Below are 16,913 nucleotides of genomic sequence, written 5' to 3' on the forward strand. Positions count from 1 at the left end.
CACATCAATATCAACTGACAGACCGCCATCGCGAGCAAGCTCGCTCCCACAGGGTTTTGTGTCGCTATAATTGTCCGCTTGTTTGCTTTCGAGACCGGTATGACCGCCATCCACATCAAGTTCCCCGCCCTCACCCTCAAGGCCGGTCCACGTGCCTTTGCACGCATTCGCCAGGCCGGCCTGAACGCCGCCGACGTCGGCATCCTGCCGGGCGCCGCCGGTGGTCCCAAGGCCTTGGGTATCCAGGGCCTGGACCTGGCGCTGTTCGGCCAATGGCTACCCGCCGCGCCCCGAGAACGCTCGCTGATCGGGGCCTCGGTGGGTGCCTGGCGCTTCGCCAGCGCCTGCCTGCCGGATGCCGCCGAGGGGATCCGACGCCTGGGCACCTTGTACAACGAACAAAGCTTCGCCAAAGGCGTGACCATGGCCGGGGTCAGCCAGAGCTCGCAGCGCATGCTCGATGACTTGCTCGAAGGCCGCGACAGCTCGATCCTCGACAACCCGCATTACCGGCTCAACATCATGGTGGTCAAGAGTCACGGCTTGCTGGCGCTCGATCATCGCGGACGGCTGGGCCTGGGCTTGTCGTCGGTGATCGCCGACAACCTGCGAGGCCGTGCACGGCTGTCGCGGCATTTCGAACGGTTGATCATCCACGACCCGCGCCTGGCCCCGCCCCTGCATCCGCTGAAGGACTTTCCGTCACGTTTCGTTGCGTTGCAAGCCGACAACCTGCGCCAGGCCCTGCTGGCCTCGGGTTCGATCCCCATGGTGATGGAAGGTGTGCGCGACCTGCCCGGCGCCGGTGCCGGCACCTACCGTGACGGCGGCCTGCTGGACTACCACCTCGACCTGCCTTACAGCGGCGAGGACATCGTGCTGTATCCGCACTTCACCGACCGGGTCATTCCCGGCTGGTTCGACAAAGGTTTGCCGTGGCGCAAAGGCAATGTCGACCGCCTTCAGGACGTGTTGTTGCTGGCGCCGTCCCGTGAATACCTGGCGCGCCTGCCCTACGGCAAACTGCCGGACCGGAATGACTTCAAGCGTTTCATGGGCGATGACCCGAGCCGTCGCAAGTACTGGCGCACGGCGATGGACGAGAGCCGCCGGCTCGGTGATGAGTTTCTCGAACTGAGCGCCAACGGTGGGCTGGGCGAGCGTTTGCTGACCCTTTAGTCAGCACGCTCGCGCAACGCCTGGATCAAACTGATAAACTCCGCCGCCTGCCTCGCGACCGCTACCTTAAAGAGCCCGAACCAGTGGAAATCTTCAAAGAGTTTACCTTCGAATCCGCCCATCGCCTGCCCCACGTGCCGGATGGCCACAAGTGCGGGCGCCTGCACGGTCACTCGTTCAAAGTGGCGATCCACTTGAGTGGCGACATCGACCCGCATACCGGCTGGATCCGTGACTTCTCGGAGATCAAGGCGATCTTCAAGCCACTCTACGAGCGCCTGGACCACAACTACCTCAACGACATCCCTGGCCTGGAAAACCCTACCAGCGAAGTCCTGGCCAAGTGGATCTGGAATGAGTTGAAGCCGTTGCTGCCGGAGCTCAGTGCCATTCGCATCCATGAGACATGCACCAGCGGTTGCATCTATCACGGCGAATAACCATTCCCCTTGTGGCAAGGGAGCTCGCTCGCCACAAGGGTGTCTCCCCTGCTGAATCGCATTGGCCTATGCTCTTTCCCCTGAGCCATTCTCAGTGGAACATCGATCATGACCAACTGGCTGCTGGATCAGACCTACGACTTCAACGGACACCCCATCCGCTACGCCATCCACGGCGATGGTCCACCGCTGGTGTTTGTCCACGGCACGCCCTTTTCTTCCTACGTGTGGCACCGGATCGCCCCGCTGTTCTTCGCCACCCACAGGGTGCATTACTTCGACCTGTTGGGTTATGGCCAGTCCGCGCAGCCTGATGCAGACGTGTCCCTCGGCGTGCAAAACCAATTGCTCGCAAAATTGCTGGAGCACTGGGGCCTGGAATGCCCGGACGTGGTGGCCCATGATTTCGGCGGCGCCACCGCCCTGCGCACGCACCTGCTCGACGGCAAAGACTACCGCAGCCTGACCCTGATCGACCCGGTGGCCCTGTCACCTTGGGGCTCCCCCTTTGTACAGCACGTGCGCCAATATGAAACAGCGTTCAGCGGCCTGCCCGATTACATTCAGCGGGCCATCGTGCCGACCTACATCCGCGGCGCGATCAAGCGCGATATTCCAGACGCAGAACTGGCGCCTTACGTACAGCCTTGGCTTGGCGAGCCAGGCCAGGCGGCGTTCTATCGGCAGATTGCGCAGATGGACGAGCGGTACACCCGCGAGATCCAGGACCTGTACCCCAGCGTGCGCTGCCCGACACAGGTTCTCTGGGGCGAGGATGACCAGTGGATCCCCATCGAGCGTGGCCGGGCCTTGCACAAGCTGATTCCCGGCGCGCAATTGCACCCGGTTCCGAACGCCGGGCACCTGGTCCAGGAAGATGCGCCGCAGGCCATCGTCGCAGCACTGTTGCGATTTCTGACCTGAACCTGTGGGAGCGAGCTTGCTCGCGATAACGGTCTGTCAGTTGGCATCTATATGACTGACCCGACGCCATCGCGAGCAAGCTCGCTCCCACAGGGGGGACCGCATCGCTAATGAGATCTGTGTTCCAACTTGAATCACCGCCGCACCGCTTTCGCCCTCTTGCGCCTCCCAAGCCCGAAGATTGTCTATAAATAACCTCGCGCTCACTCGTTTGGCACGGCCACTGCACGCTTGCGATATTCCCCTCATCCGCAAGGACCGCCACATGACTCAGAACGATCCAGGCAACGACTACCCCTTGAGCGAAGTCCCGATGCACGCCCGCAAGGGCTTGGCTTCCACGGCCATGGTGCTGCTGGGCTTCACCTTTTTCACCGCCACGATGTTTGCCGGTGGCAAGCTGGGGGTGGCGTTCGGTTTTGCCGAGATGCTCACCGTGATCGTGATCGGTAACCTGCTGCTGGGCCTGTATGCGGCGGGCCTGGGTTACATCGCTTTCAAGAGCGGGCTCAATTCGGTGCTGATGGGGCGCTTCTGTTTTGGCGAGGTGGGCAGCAAGCTCAGCGACTTGATCCTGGGCTTCACCCAGATCGGCTGGTACGCCTGGGGCACGGCGACTGCCGCCGTGGTGCTGGGCAAGTATTTCGAGCTGAGCGAGGGCAGCGTGCTGGGGTTGATGGTGCTGTTCGGCCTGGGGTTCTGCGCCACGGCCTACATTGGCTATCGTGGCTTGGAAATCCTCTCCTACATTGCCGTGCCGGCCATGATGTTGCTGCTGATGCTGTCGATGTGGGTGGCGACGGTGAAGGTCGGCGGCCTCGATGGCCTGCTGGCGATAGTGCCCACGGGCAGCCTCGACTGGTCCACCGCCATCACGCTGGTGTTCGGCACCTTCGTCAGCGGCGCGACCCAGGCGACCAACTGGACGCGGTTTTCCCGCTCGGCGAAGGTCGCGGTGCTGGCGAGCCTGATCGGCTTCTTCCTCGGCAATGGCCTGATGGTACTGATCGGCGCCTACGGCGCCATCGTCTATCAACAGCCAGACGTGGTCGAAGTGCTGCTGTTGCAGGGTTTCGCCATGGCGGCGATGGCCATGCTGCTACTCAACATCTGGAGCACCCAGGACAACACCATCTACAATTTCGCCGTAGCCGGTTGCAACCTGCTGCGCACCCGCCGGCGCAAGGCCGTCACCCTCGGCGGCGCGCTGATCGGCACACTGCTGGCGCTGCTGGGCATGTATGACCTGCTGGTGCCGTACCTGATTTTGCTGGGCACGGTGATCCCACCCATTGGCGGCGTGATCATGGCCGACTTCTTCTTCCGCTGGCGCGGCCGCTATCCACGCCTGGCCGAAGCGCAGTTGCCTGCGTTCAATTGGCCCGGGCTGTTCGCTTACGGGATCGGCACCGTCGCCGCATTCAACTCACCCTGGGTCGCGCCGCTGGTAGGAATCGCCGCTGGCGCGCTAACGTATGTGCTATTGATCGGCGTAATGGGAATTCGCGCCACCAACGCCCCCCTACAAGATCTTTAAGAAGGACTCGCCTGATGCACATCATCAACGCCCGCCTGCGCAACCGCGAAGGCTTGCATGAACTGCACCTGGAAAACGGCCTGATCGCCAACATCGCCCGCCAGACCGAGGCCCCCAGCCTCGGTCCGCAGGATCTCGACGCCGGCGGCAACCTGGTGGTGCCACCTTTCGTCGAGCCGCATATCCACCTGGACGCGACCCTTACCGCCGGCGAGCCGCGCTGGAACATGAGCGGCACGCTGTTCGAAGGCATCGAGTGCTGGGGCGAACGCAAGGCCACCATCACCGCGGAAGACACCAAGACTCGCGCCAAGAAAACCATCCAGGCCCTCGCCGCCCATGGCATCCAGCATGTGCGCACCCATATCGACGTGACCGATCCCGAGCTCACGGCCCTCAAGGCGATGCTGCAAGTGCGCGAGGAAAGTCGCCACCTGATCGACATGCAGATCGTCGCGTTTCCCCAGGAGGGCATCGAGTCCTACCGCAACGGTCGCGAGCTGATGGAAGAAGCGATCCGCATGGGCGCCGACGTGGTGGGGGGCATTCCGCATTTCGAGTACACCCGCGACCAAGGCGTCAGCTCGGTGAAGTTCCTGATGGACCTGGCCGAGCGTACCGGCTGCCTGGTGGATGTGCATTGCGACGAAACCGATGATCCGCACTCGCGCTTTCTCGAAGTGCTCGCCGAAGAAGCCCGCAGTCGTGACATGGGCACGCGGGTCACGGCCAGCCACACCACGGCCATGGGCTCCTACGACAACGCCTACTGCGCCAAGCTGTTTCGCCTGCTCGGGCATTCGGGCATCAGCTTCGTCTCTTGCCCCACCGAGAGCATTCACCTGCAAGGGCGCTTCGATAACTTCCCCAAACGCCGCGGCGTCACCCGGGTCAATGAACTGCTCGAAGCCGGGATGAACGTATGCTTCGGCCAGGACTCCATCGTCGACCCGTGGTACCCGTTGGGCAATGGCAACATCCTGCGGGTGCTCGAAGCCGGGTTGCACATCTGCCACATGCTCGGTTACCGCAACCTGCAAAGCGCCCTCGATCTGGTCACCGACAACAGTGCCAAGGCCATGGCCCTGGGCGAGCGCTACGGCCTGGAGCCAGGGCGACCGGCGAACCTGCTGATCCTGTCGGCGGACAGTGATTACGAGGTAATCCGCAGCCAGGGCTTGCCGCTGTACTCGATTCGTAACGGTGAAGTACTGATGAAGCGGCAGATGCCGGTGGTGGAGTTTGCGCAGCAGTTGGGCTGATGTTCCCCAGAGTGAGAGTGAGCTTGCTGTCCACCCGTTGACATTGAGATGACTGACCCGCCGCTATCGCGAGCAAGCTCGCTCCCACAGTGGTCTGTGTCGGACACAAATTTCGTGCCCGCTGAAGATCAAAATGTGGGAGCGAGCTTGTTCGCGATGGCGTTATTGGCCGCGCCGCGGGACTCCAGATTTTCTAGGGCACAAGCCGCGCCGTACCAAACAACCTGACCCGCATCAGCTCGCCGGCCTGCTCCTCCAACAAAATCGGCGCAATCCCTCCCGGCATCACCACCCTCACCGGCCCCGCCTGCACCCAACCCACCCGCCACGCGGCACTGGCCACGGCACTGGCGCTGGTGCCCGAGGACGCGGTGGGACCTTCGCCCCGTTCAAACACCCGGGCGACGACCCGCCCTTCGCCCTCGCGCCAGGCCCATTGCAGATTCACCCCCGCCGGGCATGGAGCCCCATCGCCAGCGGGCGCCGTATAAGCGATGCGGGTCAGGCTTTGCGACAACGGCGAGGCACGCATTTGTGCGTTGCTCGGCAGCGCCTCGGCAGCCTCCACCAAAGTCACGCAATGAGGATTGCCGATGCTCACGAACTGGCTGTTGCCCCATGCCGGATTCAACCCATGGAGCGCGGCCACTCGACTGACATCGCGCAGATTGAAGTTCACATTCTCCACACCGTGAGCACCAACGGCCCGAGGCCCGAAAAGCGGTTTCCCCAGGTTCAGCCAGAAGCCCTGCACACCCTCGAACTCAGCAGCTTGCACCGAAGTCTGCAGCGGTGACGGGCCTTGCTGTCTGTCGTGATGAACCTGCAGCACACACTCACCCTCCCCCGGCATCAAGCCTTGCTCTTTCAGCGCCTGGGAGAAAATCGTCAGGCCGTTGCCGCTACGCTCGGCCAGGGTGCCGTCGGTGTTGACGATCAAAACGTCAAAGGGCGGTTCGTTCTGGAACGGACCGACCAACAGACCGTCGCTGCGATGAGCCTTGGCATCCGGCGGGGCTTCGCCCGGTGCCCAACTGCAGAAGGCATGCACGGCAGCCACGGCCCAGGCCTCGCGCCGCTGCGCAGCCAGGGCGGCTGACGGCGGCAGGTCAATGCCGTGGTCACGCACTTGTTGCGGTGAAACGACCCCATAAATATTGCCGCGTGCATCATAAAACTGCGCCATGGACCAGACCCGGAATCAGCCAGCAAAGGCCGGTACTTTATGCTGGCAAAGGCTATGGGAGCAAAGCCTGCGCTTTGGCCGGCACCTTGGAGTCGCGGTGCGGTCAGTGGATATGCAAGCATAGGCCCCTGCCCGCACCAGCGCACCGCAAGTAAGCCAAGGACGTTTCATGACTGCCATCACGCCACCACCCACCTTTATCCCAGGACGCCTGGAACAGATGTCCACCCGCATCGCCTATCTCATCGCCGGTATCGGCATCGCCGCCTGGGCGCCGCTGGTGCCTTACGCCAAGGTGCGGGCCGACCTGGATGAGGGCACCCTCGGTTTGCTGTTGCTGTGCCTTGGGGTGGGCTCGATCCTGGCGATGCCGATTTCCGGCGCGCTGGCGGCACGGTTCGGCTGCCGGCGGGTGCTCAGCGGCGGCACGCTGCTGATCTGCCTGGCGTTGCCGCTACTGGCGACGATGACCTCCCTGCCCTGGCTGGTGGCGGCATTGTTCCTGTTTGGCGCCGGCCTCGGCACCGTGGACTCGACCGTGAACCTGCAAGCGGTGATCGTCGAGCGCGCCAGCGGCAAGACCATGATGTCGGGCTTCCACGGCATGTTCAGCCTCGGCGGGATCATCGGCGCGGCGGGCGTGAGCGCCCTGCTCGGCCTCGGGCTTTCGCCGCTGGGGGCGACCCTGGTGGTCAACGCGGTGCTGCTGGTGGCGTTGTTCAAGGCTGCGCCGCACCTGCTGCCCTATGGCAGTGAAAGCTCGGGCCCGGCGTTTGCCATTCCCCACGGCGTGGTGCTGTTCATTGGCATCCTGTGCTTCATCGTGTTCCTCGCCGAAGGCGCGGTGCTGGACTGGAGCGCCGTATTCCTGACCACCGAACGCGCGGTGGATACCGCCTATGCCGGCCTGGGCTATGCCGCATTCGCGCTGACCATGACCGTCGGCCGGCTGACGGGGGATTCGGTGGTGCACCGCTTGGGCGCCAAGCGCGTGATCATCTACGGCGGTGCGATTGCTGCGACCGGATTCCTGCTGGCGACCCTGGCACCGATGTGGCAAGCCGCGCTGTTGGGTTATGCACTGGTGGGCGCCGGGTGTTCCAACATCGTGCCGGTGCTGTACACCGCTGTCGGCAAACAGACCCTGATGCCGGAAGCGATCGCCGTACCGGCCATCACCACCATCGGCTATGCCGGCATCCTCGCCGGCCCGGCGCTGATCGGGTTCGTTGCCCATGGCAGCAGTCTGAGCTTTGCCTTTGGGCTGATTGCGCTGTCGCTGGTGGCGGTGGCGGCGAGTGGCAAAGTGTTGAAGGTTTAAGACTCATATCATTGTTTGTGACAAGGAGCTTCTCTGTGGCGAGGGGATTTATCCCCTCGCCACAAGGGTACGCGTCAACCCTGGATTTTCATCAAAACCCCACACTGGCCTGCACGAAGAATGTACGCGGTGCACCCACATACATGCCCGAATTGTTGTCGCTGGAGCGGGTGTAGTACTGGTGATCGAACAGGTTCTTCACCCCGGCGCCGAGTTTCAGGTTCGACAGTTGCTCACCGAAGTCATAGCCGGCGCGCACGTTCCAGAGCACATAGCCCGGCATGTCGCCGTACTGCCCGTCAGCGGTGCCGTCGGTGATGTAGTCACCGCTGAAACTGCCATCGGCGTTCACGCCGGTACCCGGCGAGCGCTGTTTCGACTGGGCGAAGGCATCGAGGTTGTAGGTCCAGCGGTTGACGTCATAGCGCAGGCCCAGGTTCACCACCTGACGGGAATAGAACGGCAGGTCGCGGCCCTTGAAGCTCGGGATCTGGCCTTCATAGGTCGCGCGGGTGTAGGTGAAACCGGCATTGGCGGTGAGGCCTTCGAGGCGTGGGTCCAGGGCGGCCATGTCGTAGTGCACCGAAGCTTCCAGGCCCTGGTGCTTGGTCGCACCCAGGTTGGTCCAGCCCACGTCGTTGCTGATGTACTGCAACTCGTCGTCGAAGTCGATGTAGAACAGCGTCACTTCCCCGCCCCACACGTCATCGTTGTAGCGCGTGCCGATCTCGTAGGTCTTGGCCTTTTCCGGGCTCAGGCCATTGGCGGTGTTGTTGCCGTCGCCGCCCTGGCCGAGCTGGAAGTATTGCAGACTGCCAAATGACGTCTCGTAGTTGGCGAACAGCTTCCACGCATCGGACAAGTGATACATCACGCTCAGGGCCGGCAGCGGTTCGTTGCTATCGATGCTGCGGCGTTTTTCCTGCACCGGGCGGCCGGCGGTGTCGAGCACGGGGCGGTCATGCCACTGGGTGCTGATGCTTTCGAAGCGGATCCCCGGGGTGATGGTCCATTTGCCGATATCGATCTTGTCGTCGATGTAAACCGCATGGGCTTCAGTGCCGCCAGTGCGGTCCTGGTAAACGTGACCGTCGGAGCCCGGCCGTACCACCGGCTCGTTGTTACGCAACGCCAAGCGGCTGGCTTCTTCGTGCATGCCTTCCTTGAGGTAGCGATAACCAACGCTGGCCTCCTGGGTGGTTGGTCCCAGGTCGAACACGTGGGACACCCGAGGCTCGATGCCGAAGGTGTAATAGGTGCGCGGGTAGGAGGCCAGGTTGCGCTGGTCCCGGGAGGCGATGGTGCTGCCACGGTAGCTGTCGGAGTAGTAGGTCAGCACTTCGGCCTGGGTGCGATCGTCGATCTGGCGCAACCACTTGAACGACACATCCTTGCGTCGCCCGCTGAAGTTGTCCCAGTCGCGGTCGGACTGGTACGGGTCGGCGTCATACTGCTTCTGGGTCAGGCCACCGGGCATGTCGGCCTTGGCATCGTAGTAATGGAAGTTCAGCGAGAAATCGTCCACATCGGTGGGCGCCCAATGGGTCTTGAGGATGACGTCGTCGATGTCGTTGTCGTTGTTGCTTCGGCGATAACCATTGCCATTGACGCCCGAATACAACAGCGCCACGCCCAGGCCATTGTCGGCGGTGCCGCCGAGGAACGCCGTGTCGATGTGCTTCCAACCACCGCGCTGGGAGGTTTCCAGGGTGCTGCCAATTTCGCCGGTGGCCTTTTCCGGGATCGCCCGGGTCACGAAGTTGATCACCCCACCGACGTTCTGCGGCCCGTAGCGCACGGATCCGGCGCCGCGCACCACGTCGATGCTGTCCAGGTTGCCCGAGGAGATCGGTGCCATGGACAGTTGCGGCTGGCCATAGGGGGCGAACGCGGCCGGTACGCCGTCGATCAACACCGTAGAGCGCGGCGACAAGCGCGAGGTGAGGCCGCGCACGCCAACGTTCAGGGAAATGTCGCTGCCACCGGTGCCATTGGCATCCTGCACCTGCACACCCGGCACACGCCGCAGCACATCACCAACGTTCATGGCGCCCTGCTCCACCATCGCTTCGCGGCGGATCACCGTGCGCGCGCCGGGATGGTTCTGCACCACTTCGGCGTTGGCATCGCCGAGCCAGTCGCCGACCACCTGAATCTCCGTCGCCCCCAGTTCCATGGGGCCAGCGGTGGACGCCGTCGGCGCCGGCAACACGGTCACCGAACCTTCGTCGATCTGGTATTGCAGGCCGCTGCCCTGGAGCAGTTGGCGCAACGCCGCTTCCGGCGACAGGGTGCCGTCCACCGCCGGGGCTTGTTTGCCAGCGACTAGCTCGGGGCTGAAGAACACCTGTAACGAGGTCTGCTGGCCGAGTTGGCTCAGGGCCTGGCCCAGCGGTTGCGCCTGGATGTGTATGTTGCTGGTCGCCTGCTCGGCGAACGCCTGGGGCAGCGCGGCGCTGACAGCCAGGGCCAAGGCCAGCGGCAGCCAGGATGAAGAGAGGCGGTTGTTGTGTTTGGCGGAGGTTTTCACGTCGAACCTTGTCCTGTCGAATCGCAAGAATACGCGTCTGTTAATGCAAACCAGTTGCAGTTGGACAAGAAGACGAAGAACTCGAAAAAAACCTGAATCTATCGCGCAATTATTTCCTGGCTGCCGTCATCCAGAGTGCGCACTGCCACCGGCAGGATGTTGGGCAAGGCTTTGAGCAGCGCCTCAGGGTTGTCGGAACGGAACACGCTGGTCAGGCGCAGGTTGCCCACCGCCGCGCTGCCGACCCGCAGGGGGTTGGCGCGATAACGGGAGACTTCTTGCGCCACTTCGCTCAAGGGCGCGTTGTTGAATACCAATTTGCCGTTGCGCCAGGCGGTGAGTGCCTCGGCGTTGATCGCGTAAGGTGTGGCCACTTTACCCTGGGCATCGATCTGGGTACCGAGGCCCGGCGTAAGGCTGACGTACTGGGTTCGCGGTGCATCGCGTCCCTGGACCCTGACACTGCCCTGCTCCACCGCCACCCGGGTTTTGTCGGCGTCGCGGCGCACGTCGAAGCGCGTCCCGGTCACCGTCACCTGACCGTTGCCCGCATCAACGGTGAATGGCCGGCCGGCATCATGCTCGACAGTGAACAACGCCTCGCCTTCGGCCAGTTCCACCCAGCGTTGATGATGGGCGAATTGAACACGCACTCGGCTGCGACTGTTGAGGTCGATCATCGAACCGTCCGGCAATGCGATGTGCCGACGCTCGCCGAGGGTCGTGGCAAATTCGCCGCTGTAATCGGTGGAAGAACTCAAGCCACTGAACAGACCCAGGCCGATCGCCACCGCCAGCAACCCGGCGGCCACCGCGTAGCGCAACAGTGGCCGACGCCTGGGCCGTTCGGCGGGGCGCTCGCACAACGCTTGCAGGCGCTCCCTGGGCAGCAGGTCCGTGGCGCTCCAAATGCCTTGCAGCAGTTGGATTTCGTCGCGGTGGTTGGGATGTTCACCCAGCCAGGCATCGAAACGCTGGCGTTCCTCGACACTCATGCCGTGCGCCTGCAGGCGCACGAACCAGTGCGCCGCCGCGTCGCGGACCTTGTCCTGCCCGCACGGGCATTCACGGCTATCCATCATGGAAGGTCCTGTGACTCAGGTGGAAGATGACGACCGATCATTGGCCAGGCCCGTCCAGACGATCGCGCAGATGCCGCAGGGTGCGGATCATATACTTTTCCACCATGTTCTTGGACAGGCCCAGGCGCTCGGCGATTTCCGCCTGGGTCAGGCCCTCGATCTTCTGCCAGACGAACACCGTGCGGCAGTTGGCCGGCAGCTCGGCAAGCGCTCGTTCGATAGAGTCTGCCAGCTGGATCGCGTGCATGTAGTGCTCCGGGTCGCCCGAAAGCGACTGACTGTGGTCGACCGCCGCCTCCTCCATGGCTCCCCGTCGATCTTCGCGCCGATAGCCATCCACTGCAATGTTGCGCGCCGTCTGGTGCAAATACGCCCGCGGCTGCTCGACCCCGGCCGAATCGGACTCAAGCACCCGCACGAAGGTATCGTGCGCCAGATCCTCGGCCTGCTGGCGATTGCGCAAGCGACGGGTCCAGGTGCCGATCAACTCTTCGTAATGCTCGAAAAAGCCGGGTCTGCGGGGCAGCTTGGGAATCATCGCGGCGCGCTGTGGGAACGGGGTACGAATAGTAATGCTTCCTATTAATAGGAAGCAAACGGATTGCGGCGTCCGTCGTCCGAAGCTTTAAAACTGAGGATTGAATCTTTCTGGGAGCGAGCTTGCTTGCGATGGCGCGCTATCGGCGGGCCTATGTGCGACCGCCCCACCGCTATCGCGAGCAAGCTTTGCTCCCACAGGTTTTTCTACTGACTACGCCTCGGGCATCTTGCGAAACCCCACCGCCAGACGGTTCCAGCCGTTGATGGCGTTGATCGCCACCGTCAGGTCGACCATTTCCTTGGGGCTGAAATGCTCGCTCAACAGGGCGTAGTCGGCGTCTGGCGCGTGGGTGTCGCTCAGGCAGGTCAGGGCTTCGGTCCAGGCCAGGGCAGCGCGTTCGCGGCCGGTGAAGAACGGCGCTTCGCGCCAGGCGGTCACGGCGTACAGGCGGCGCTCGGTCTCGCCGTCCTTGCGGGCGTCGGCGGTGTGCATGTCGATACAGAAGGCACAGCCGTTGATTTGCGAGGAACGCAGCTTGACCAGTTCCAGCAGGGATTTTTCCAGGCCCAGTTTCGAGACGGCGGTTTCCAGGGCCAGCATGGCTTTGAAAGCATCGGGGGACGCGGTGTAGAAATCGATACGCGGTTGCATGGTGAGCTCCAAACAATGAGGTGTGGAGCTACGTTAGCTTTGCGCTGGCGTGGGACAAATAGCCAATTGTTGGGAAGTTCGGGTGGCCAATGGGAGACCGATGTTTATCCTTTGGGAAGCACACGAACCTGGTGTGGCGAGGGATTGTGGGAGCAAGGCTTGCCCGCGATGGGTGCCATGTGGTCCTTCAGAGATCGAGGCGCCTGTTTTCGCGAGCAAGCTTTGCTCCCCACAGCGAGGGAGCGGTGCTCGTCGTTCGGATAGGGTTCAGGCCCGGCTACGCAGCCATTGCAAAAAGCGCTTCTTGGCAACCGGCTTGGGGAGCTCGCGGGTCAGGTTCTGGGCCAGGTGCATGCGCACGTCCAGCAGGTTTTTCATGGCGTCGTTGATGTCGCGACGGGCGTCTAGGCAGGGTTTGAGGTAGCTGTTTTCGATGCGATAAAGGGTGCAGAAGGTCTTGGCCGAAAAGCTCGCCAGCGCAGCCTGCCCGGCGACGATCCCGGCTTCGCCGATCACCTCTCCCGGCCCCATGCGCCCGCCTTCGAACGGCTGGCCATTGCGCACAAGGCTCACGCTGACCACGCCGGACTCGATGATGAACAGATGATCGCTGACCTCCCCGGCTGCCAGGATCACGTCACCGGCGCGGAAGGTTTGCAGGGTCATGTTCTGGCTGAAGGTTTCCTTTTCATCCTGGCGCAAGGTGGAGAAAATGTTCGAGCTTTCCAGCAACGCCCGGGGCCGCGACGCGCCATTGGCCGTGGCACTTTCGCTGGTGGACAACAGGCTCACGCCCGATGCCTGCAAATGCCGGAACGCCAGGTCGAACAGCTGGTTGCGCACCTCGCGTTTCTGGGCCCTGGAGGCGACGAACCCGCTGATCTCGTATTCGGCCCCGCCGCTGCCGCTGCTTTTGAGCGTCACACAGGGTGCCGGGTTGGTGAGCAAGGTACGACAGCCGATCATGGCCCGTTCCAGGGCATCGATCACGGTTTGAGGGCGCGCGTGAGGGCTGACCTCGACGCTGATGGACAAGCCATGGACATCGCTGGGTCGGCTGAAATTGATGACCTTGGCCTTGGCCGCCAGTGAGTTGGGGATCACCGCCATGCTGCCTTGGGCGGTCTGCAACCGTGTCGCCCGCCAGTCGATGTCAGTAACCCGGCCTTCGGTGCCATCGATGGAAATCCAGTCATCGAGCTGATAAGGCTTGGTGGTGTTGAGCACGATCCCGGAGAACACATCGCTGAGGGTGCTCTGCAAGGCCAGACCGACGATGATCGCCATCGCGCCAGACGTTGCCAGCACGCCCTTGACCGGCAAGTCCAGCACATAGGCCAGGGCCGCGATGACCGCGATCAGGAAAATCACCGCGCCCAGCAAGTCCTGCAGCAACCGCCCGGTATGGCCGACCCGCTGCATCATCGCCGCGCCGATCATCACCGTCAGGGTTCGCGCGGCGAACAACCACCAGGCAATCTGCAAACCGGTGGCCGCCAAGTGCCGCGGCACGTCGTCGACCCACTGCGCCGGCTCCATGGGGTTGAGGCCCTCGTTGAACAGCAGCATGCTGAACAACGAGAAGATCAGCAGCCGCCCGCCGATTTTCCAGTAGGTCCGATCCGCACTGACCAGACGCCACATCAGGAGGTCGAGCGCAAGCAGCACCAGGGCACAGAGCAGCGGGTGCTCGGAGATCAGAGACAGCATCGGCACAGCTCCAAGAAGATCATTGGCGAAGATTGGCACAGATTGAACACGGCGTGGAGCTCACCACAAAAACCCTGTGGGAGCGAGCTCGCTCGCGATGGCGGTGTATCGATCAATGATGCATCGACATTCAGATCGCTATCGCGAGCAAGCTCGCTCCCACAGCGATTGTGTCGCCTCAGTCATCCATCTGGCCGAAGCGCCCGGAGTGGAAATCGCTGAAGGCCTGGTGGATTTCCTGCTCGCTGTTCATCACGAACGGGCCATGACCAACGATGGGTTCGTCGATGGGCTCGCCGCTGAGCAGCAGCACCACTGCATCGTTGTCGGCTTGCAAACTCAACTGGTCACCGGCGCGCTCGAACAGTGCCAACTGCCCGGCCTCGACCCGTTCACGTCCATTGGCCTGGACCGAACCGCGCAGCACCACCAAGGCGGTGTTGTGGCCTTCATGCAAATCAAGGATCAGGTCTTTCCCGGCATTCAAGCGGATGTCCCAGACATCGATGGGCGTGAAGGTCTTCGCAGGGCCTTGTTGCCCCTCGAAGGTCCCGGCAATCAGGCGCAGATTGCCAGCGCCGTCCTTCAGGGCGATGTTCGGAATGTCGCCCTTGAGCAGGGTCTGGTAGCCGGCCGGGGCCATTTTGTCCTTGGCCGGCAGGTTGACCCACAGTTGGACCATTTCCATGAAGCCACCCTGGCGGGCAAAGGCTTCGGAGTGGAATTCTTCGTGGATGATCCCGGACGCGGCGGTCATCCACTGCACATCGCCAGGGCCGATCTTGCCGCCACTGCCGGTGGAATCCCGGTGTTCCAGTTCGCCCTGATAGACGATGGTCACGGTTTCGAAGCCGCGATGCGGGTGTTGGCCGACGCCGCGACGCTCAGTGGTGGGGGTGAATTCGCTGGGGGCCGCGTGGTCCAGCAGCAGGAACGGGCTGATGTGCTTGCCCAGGTTGTCGTAGGAAAACAGCGTGCGGACCGGGAAACCATCGCCGACCCAATGGGGCCGCGGGCTGGTGTAGAGGCCGATGATGTTTTTCATGCTGTGTCTCCAAATCGGGTATTGCGATTAATGGACACAGGATAAAACCGACACCTTTAGAGCACTAGACTGCAAAAACCGGCCTTAGCGTTCTACCTGGGGAACGGTGATCGAAAACTGTGGGGGCGAGCTTGCTCGCGATTGCGCTCTATCAGTCAATGATGCATCGACGGTCAGGCCGCTATCGCGAGCAAGCTCGCTCCCACAGCTTTTGGTGTGGTTCATTCACAGATGATTGCGCTTGGCAAAATCCGACAGGCCCACCAACGATTTCAACCCAAGCTTCTCCAGCAAGCGGGTCTTGTAGGTGCTGACGGTTTTTGGGCTCAGGAACAGGTTTTCGGCGATGTCCTTGCCGCGCATGCCCATGGACAGCATGCGCAGAATGGACAGCTCGCGAGTGGAGAGACTCTCCAGGGCCTGCTGTTCGGTGCGCTGTTGAAAATCCAGCCTGACGGACATTTGCGGGAAATAAGCGTAACCGGACTTGAGCGCATGAATGGCTTTGATCAGCTCCTTCAGGTCGCTTTTCTTGGTCACAAACCCCCGGGCACCGGCCGAGATGCAACGGTTGCAGAAGTGCTGCGCGTCCTGGGAAGTGAATACCAGCACGGCGCACTCAGGAAACTGGGCCATGATCCAGACCAGCAAGTCCAGGCCATCGAACCCGTTCATTACCAGATCCAGGATCACCAGGTCTGGCGCACTCTCCTTGATGAGGGCCCTGGCATCGGTTGCGCCGGCGGCATCCCTGACGCGGTTGAACCCCTCGTTCTGGCAGATAAGCCGCAATGCCCCTCGTATGACAGGGTGGTCATCCACGATCAACACGTCTTTCAAGGCAGTTCCCCAAGTCAATACAAACGACACCGGTGCCATGACCGCACCGGACTCTTGCACACGTGCCAAGTCATGCCACCTGTCAGACCTGACAGTGCAGACCAACGGTCTGGCTCAGCGTCCATGGCCCTGCCTGAGGGACTGCCCCCACGGTTGCAGCGGCTCATGGACTTGCGGGTCAACCCGCGCCATCAGGCACCGCAGTGAAGCGAGGTCAGGCAGTGGGGCCTGGCTCAGGTGCATGCTCGATCGGCGCGCGCCAGGCACCGGCGACTGACTGGCCGGTTGAGTGTTGTAAATCATCCCGTGACGAACCTGTGGGTTATAGATAACAAAATCGTGCAGGTCCAGCGCCCCACCTGCGAGCTCTGCGTTGACGACAATCAGGTCGAACGGCTCGCTGCCGTACTCCACCAGCGTCAGTAATTCCTGCAAATTGCTCACGGGGACAACCCGGAAATAACCCTGTTGGTTGAACAGGCGCTCCAGCACTATTCGATGGGTATGTTGTGTATCGGCAATCAAGATACGGAGTGCTTTGTTCGGCATGGCAAGCTTTCCAATAGCAACGCGCCAGGTAGGCACCGGCTCAAGAACATTAAAGGCCGTCAGGCTAGAGGAAGCTTTTGAAGGGCGATGTAGGACTAATCCTAAAATGAGGACGG

The 16,913-nt window shown here is 62.3% G+C and carries 15 protein-coding genes; 6 read left to right on the top strand and 9 right to left on the bottom strand.

Annotated elements, in window-relative coordinates:
- The first annotated feature begins 99 nt into the window (after positions 1 to 99).
- The 5 genes from J9870_RS20060 to codA all read left to right on the top strand — a co-directional run bounded on the left by J9870_RS20060 (position 100) and on the right by codA (position 5,342).
- Positions 100 to 1,179, top strand: a complete 1,080-nt coding sequence (locus tag J9870_RS20060; RefSeq protein ID WP_210639672.1) for a patatin-like phospholipase family protein — start codon at positions 100 to 102, stop codon at positions 1,177 to 1,179.
- Between the two features lie 83 nt (positions 1,180 to 1,262).
- Complete coding sequence (queD, locus tag J9870_RS20065; protein WP_003203918.1) at positions 1,263 to 1,619, top strand: 6-carboxytetrahydropterin synthase QueD; 357 nt, start codon at positions 1,263 to 1,265, stop codon at positions 1,617 to 1,619.
- Between the two features lie 108 nt (positions 1,620 to 1,727).
- Positions 1,728 to 2,543 carry an alpha/beta hydrolase gene (locus tag J9870_RS20070; RefSeq protein WP_210639673.1) on the top strand — a complete coding sequence of 272 codons (816 nt, stop codon included), beginning with the start codon at positions 1,728 to 1,730 and terminating at the stop codon, positions 2,541 to 2,543.
- Positions 2,544 to 2,808: 265 nt separating this feature from the next.
- Positions 2,809 to 4,080, top strand: coding sequence for a cytosine permease (codB, locus tag J9870_RS20075; RefSeq protein ID WP_210639674.1), 1,272 nt, complete (start codon positions 2,809 to 2,811; stop codon positions 4,078 to 4,080).
- 14 nt (positions 4,081 to 4,094) lie between these two features.
- Positions 4,095 to 5,342 carry a cytosine deaminase gene (codA, locus tag J9870_RS20080; RefSeq protein WP_210639675.1) on the top strand — a complete coding sequence of 416 codons (1,248 nt, stop codon included), beginning with the start codon at positions 4,095 to 4,097 and terminating at the stop codon, positions 5,340 to 5,342.
- 193 nt (positions 5,343 to 5,535) lie between these two features.
- Here codA and J9870_RS20085 read toward each other — a convergent pair whose 3' ends face one another.
- Entirely contained in the window at positions 5,536 to 6,528 is a 993-nt protein-coding gene (locus tag J9870_RS20085; protein WP_210639676.1) for a diaminopimelate epimerase, read from the bottom strand.
- A gap of 169 nt (positions 6,529 to 6,697) precedes the next feature.
- Between J9870_RS20085 and J9870_RS20090 the strand changes: the two genes are divergently transcribed.
- Positions 6,698 to 7,849, top strand: coding sequence for an MFS transporter (locus tag J9870_RS20090; RefSeq protein ID WP_210639677.1), 1,152 nt, complete (start codon positions 6,698 to 6,700; stop codon positions 7,847 to 7,849).
- Between the two features lie 91 nt (positions 7,850 to 7,940).
- On the opposite strand, the gene J9870_RS20095 is transcribed toward J9870_RS20090, so the two are convergent.
- The 8 genes from J9870_RS20095 to J9870_RS20130 all read right to left on the bottom strand — a co-directional run bounded on the left by J9870_RS20095 (position 7,941) and on the right by J9870_RS20130 (position 16,797).
- A complete protein-coding gene (locus J9870_RS20095) occupies positions 7,941 to 10,379 on the bottom strand; it encodes a TonB-dependent receptor (RefSeq protein ID WP_210639678.1) in 2,439 nt (812 codons plus the stop codon).
- A gap of 98 nt (positions 10,380 to 10,477) precedes the next feature.
- Complete coding sequence (locus tag J9870_RS20100) at positions 10,478 to 11,461, bottom strand: FecR family protein (RefSeq protein WP_210639679.1); 984 nt, start codon at positions 11,459 to 11,461, stop codon at positions 10,478 to 10,480.
- Positions 11,462 to 11,498: 37 nt separating this feature from the next.
- Positions 11,499 to 11,999, bottom strand: coding sequence for a sigma-70 family RNA polymerase sigma factor (locus J9870_RS20105; protein ID WP_210639680.1), 501 nt, complete (start codon positions 11,997 to 11,999; stop codon positions 11,499 to 11,501).
- Positions 12,000 to 12,212: 213 nt separating this feature from the next.
- On the bottom strand, positions 12,213 to 12,653 hold the full coding sequence (locus J9870_RS20110; protein ID WP_210639681.1) for a carboxymuconolactone decarboxylase family protein: 441 nt from the start codon (positions 12,651 to 12,653) through the stop codon (positions 12,213 to 12,215).
- Positions 12,654 to 12,920: 267 nt separating this feature from the next.
- Entirely contained in the window at positions 12,921 to 14,363 is a 1,443-nt protein-coding gene (locus J9870_RS20115) for a mechanosensitive ion channel family protein (protein WP_210639682.1), read from the bottom strand.
- A 178-nt stretch (positions 14,364 to 14,541) separates the two neighbouring features.
- The gene (locus J9870_RS20120) at positions 14,542 to 15,408 is read right to left on the bottom strand and encodes a pirin family protein (protein ID WP_210639683.1); all 867 of its coding nucleotides are present in this window, start codon (positions 15,406 to 15,408) and stop codon (positions 14,542 to 14,544) included.
- 225 nt (positions 15,409 to 15,633) lie between these two features.
- Positions 15,634 to 16,287: a response regulator transcription factor gene (locus J9870_RS20125; protein ID WP_210645354.1), complete on the bottom strand. Its 654-nt coding sequence runs from the start codon at positions 16,285 to 16,287 to the stop codon at positions 15,634 to 15,636.
- Between the two features lie 75 nt (positions 16,288 to 16,362).
- A complete protein-coding gene (locus J9870_RS20130) occupies positions 16,363 to 16,797 on the bottom strand; it encodes a response regulator (RefSeq protein ID WP_210639684.1) in 435 nt (144 codons plus the stop codon).
- Positions 16,798 to 16,913 lie beyond the last annotated feature (116 nt).

It is taken from the genome of Pseudomonas sp. Tri1, assembly GCF_017968885.1.
Classification (GTDB): domain Bacteria; phylum Pseudomonadota; class Gammaproteobacteria; order Pseudomonadales; family Pseudomonadaceae; genus Aquipseudomonas.

Coding starts and splice junctions, on each gene's coding strand:
- J9870_RS20060 (WP_210639672.1), top strand. CDS start 100: ATGACCGCCATCCACATCAAGTTCCCCGCCCTCACCCTCAAGGCCGGT.
- J9870_RS20120 (WP_210639683.1), bottom strand. CDS start 15,408: ATGAAAAACATCATCGGCCTCTACACCAGCCCGCGGCCCCATTGGGTC.
- J9870_RS20070 (WP_210639673.1), top strand. CDS start 1,728: ATGACCAACTGGCTGCTGGATCAGACCTACGACTTCAACGGACACCCC.
- J9870_RS20105 (WP_210639680.1), bottom strand. CDS start 11,999: ATGATTCCCAAGCTGCCCCGCAGACCCGGCTTTTTCGAGCATTACGAA.
- J9870_RS20115 (WP_210639682.1), bottom strand. CDS start 14,363: ATGCTGTCTCTGATCTCCGAGCACCCGCTGCTCTGTGCCCTGGTGCTG.
- J9870_RS20125 (WP_210645354.1), bottom strand. CDS start 16,287: ATGGCACCGGTGTCGTTTGTATTGACTTGGGGAACTGCCTTGAAAGAC.
- J9870_RS20130 (WP_210639684.1), bottom strand. CDS start 16,797: ATGCCGAACAAAGCACTCCGTATCTTGATTGCCGATACACAACATACC.
- J9870_RS20100 (WP_210639679.1), bottom strand. CDS start 11,461: ATGATGGATAGCCGTGAATGCCCGTGCGGGCAGGACAAGGTCCGCGAC.
- codB (WP_210639674.1), top strand. CDS start 2,809: ATGACTCAGAACGATCCAGGCAACGACTACCCCTTGAGCGAAGTCCCG.
- codA (WP_210639675.1), top strand. CDS start 4,095: ATGCACATCATCAACGCCCGCCTGCGCAACCGCGAAGGCTTGCATGAA.
- J9870_RS20110 (WP_210639681.1), bottom strand. CDS start 12,653: ATGCAACCGCGTATCGATTTCTACACCGCGTCCCCCGATGCTTTCAAA.
- J9870_RS20090 (WP_210639677.1), top strand. CDS start 6,698: ATGACTGCCATCACGCCACCACCCACCTTTATCCCAGGACGCCTGGAA.
- J9870_RS20085 (WP_210639676.1), bottom strand. CDS start 6,528: ATGGCGCAGTTTTATGATGCACGCGGCAATATTTATGGGGTCGTTTCA.